Origin of the sequence: Mycobacterium sp., from assembly GCF_049647605.1 — a bacterium.
Taxonomy (GTDB): Bacteria; Actinomycetota; Actinomycetes; order Mycobacteriales; family Mycobacteriaceae; genus Mycobacterium.
The window spans coordinates 1-1667 of the sequence record NZ_JBARXZ010000240.1; the positions used below are offsets into that span (position 1 = coordinate 1).

Sequence of the window (1667 nt, forward strand, 5' to 3'; positions counted from 1 at the left end):
CGCCACGCCATTGCTGGGCCCGGTCGTCTCCTGGGAACCGCGGCCGGGCGGACTGACGGCGCGCATCACCGACCGCAGCGGCGTCGACGCGCAGTGCACCTACCGGTCCGATTGGTACACCCGGAGCTTCTTCCTGCCGAAGAACACCACTTACGACCTGGTCATCGTGCCGGCGATACCGAAGCTGCAGAACTGGAACATCGAGGTCAGCTGCGACAACGGCACCAGAACGCAGACCACCACTTTCTTCTGAGCAGACGTGTCGTCCAGACGGTCACCGCGCGTCGCGCCACGCTTTCTCTTTCTGGATGTACTCGTTGTCCTGGGGAAACTCGTCGAGGGAAGGGACCCGTCGCACCTCGAGCTTGGTGCCCGGCCCCAACGGGCACTTGCCGGCCCAGGCGATGGCGTCATCCCTGGATTTCACGTCCAAGATCCAGAACCCGTTGAACAGCTCCTGTTGCGGACCGTACGCACCATCGGTGACGGTGGGGGAGTCGCCGTCGAAGTCGACGACAAACCCCCCGTCTTCCGGTGGCGCCAAACCCTCGCATGACACCAGCACCCCGGCGGCGATGAGCTCTTCGTTGTAACGGCCCATCATGGCGATCACCTCGTCGAACGGGATGTCGCGTGCTGCCTCCTGGGCTTCGGCTGAGTCGCGCATGATCAGCATGTACTGCATCGGTGTCTCCTCGGTTCGGGCCAAAAGTGTTGCTGTATCAATGGACCGGCGCCGTCGCGAAGACTCATCGAAGTAGTGCCCGACGCTAGGATCGGGCCATGTCGTCGCCCCCCTGTCCAGCTGATCTCGATGACCTCCTGGACCGGGTGCACGTGGTCACGCTGCCGATGCGGGTGCGGTTTCGGGGTATCACCAGTCGCGAGGTGGCGCTGATCGAGGGGCCGGCGGGCTGGGGGGAGTTCGGGGCGTTCCTGGAATACGGGCCGGCCGAGTCGGCGCGCTGGCTGGCCTCGGCGATCGACTCGGCCTACTGCACTCCACCTCCGGTCCGCCGCGCCTGGATCCCGATCAATGCCACGGTGCCTGCGGTTCCGGCTGAGCAGGTGCCCGCGGTGTTGGCCCGGTTCCCCGGGGTCGCAACGGCCAAGGTGAAGGTCGCCGAACCTGGACAGCGGCTGGCCGACGACGTGGCCCGGGTGAACGCGGTGCGTGCGACGATCCCGACGGTCCGGGTGGACGCCAACGGCGGCTGGTCGGTCGAAGAAGCGGTGCAGGCGGCAGCGGCGCTGACCGCTGACGGGCCGTTGGAGTATCTGGAGCAGCCATGCCTGACGGTGCCGGAGCTGGCGGAGGTTCGCCGCCGGGTGTCGGTGCCCGTCGCCGCAGACGAGAGCATTCGCAAGGCCGAGGATCCGCTGCTGGTGGTGCGGGCCCGGGCCGCCGATATCGCGGTGCTCAAAGTGGCGCCGCTGGGTGGGGTGGCGGCCTTTCTGCGGATCGCCGGCCAGATCGACCTGCCGGTGGTGGTGTCGAGCGCCCTGGATTCCGCGGTCGGTGTCGGAGTCGGGCTGTCGGCGGCTGCGGCCCTGCCGTCACTGGAACATGCCTGCGGGTTGGGTACCGGCGGATTGTTCGTCGAGGATGTGGCCGCACCGGCGGTTCCGGTCGACGGCTGTCTACCGGCTGGACCCGTCGGGGGGGG

At 67.7% G+C, this 1667-nt stretch carries 2 protein-coding genes and 1 pseudogene; 2 read left to right on the top strand and 1 reads right to left on the bottom strand.

The genetic code is table 11. The features are described from left to right. Nucleotides 1–253: pseudogene (locus tag WBB07_RS29875) on the top strand (DUF4189 domain-containing protein); the annotation flags it as partial. 21 nt (nucleotides 254–274) lie between these two features. On the opposite strand, the gene WBB07_RS29880 reads toward WBB07_RS29875, so the two are convergent. Continuing rightward, nucleotides 275–685 carry a YciI family protein gene (locus tag WBB07_RS29880; RefSeq protein ID WP_526313474.1) on the bottom strand — a complete coding sequence of 137 codons (411 nt, stop codon included), beginning with the start codon at nucleotides 683–685 and terminating at the stop codon, nucleotides 275–277. 98 nt (nucleotides 686–783) lie between these two features. On the opposite strand from WBB07_RS29880, the gene WBB07_RS29885 reads away from it, so the two are divergent. Beyond that, nucleotides 784–1667 (top strand): o-succinylbenzoate synthase (locus WBB07_RS29885; RefSeq protein ID WP_526313475.1); only part of this gene is annotated, 884 nt, incomplete at its 3' end.

Excerpts from the sequence above, each read along its gene's own strand:
- WBB07_RS29880 (WP_526313474.1), bottom strand. The coding sequence starts at position 685 with ATGCAGTACATGCTGATCATGCGCGACTCAGCCGAAGCCCAGGAGGCA.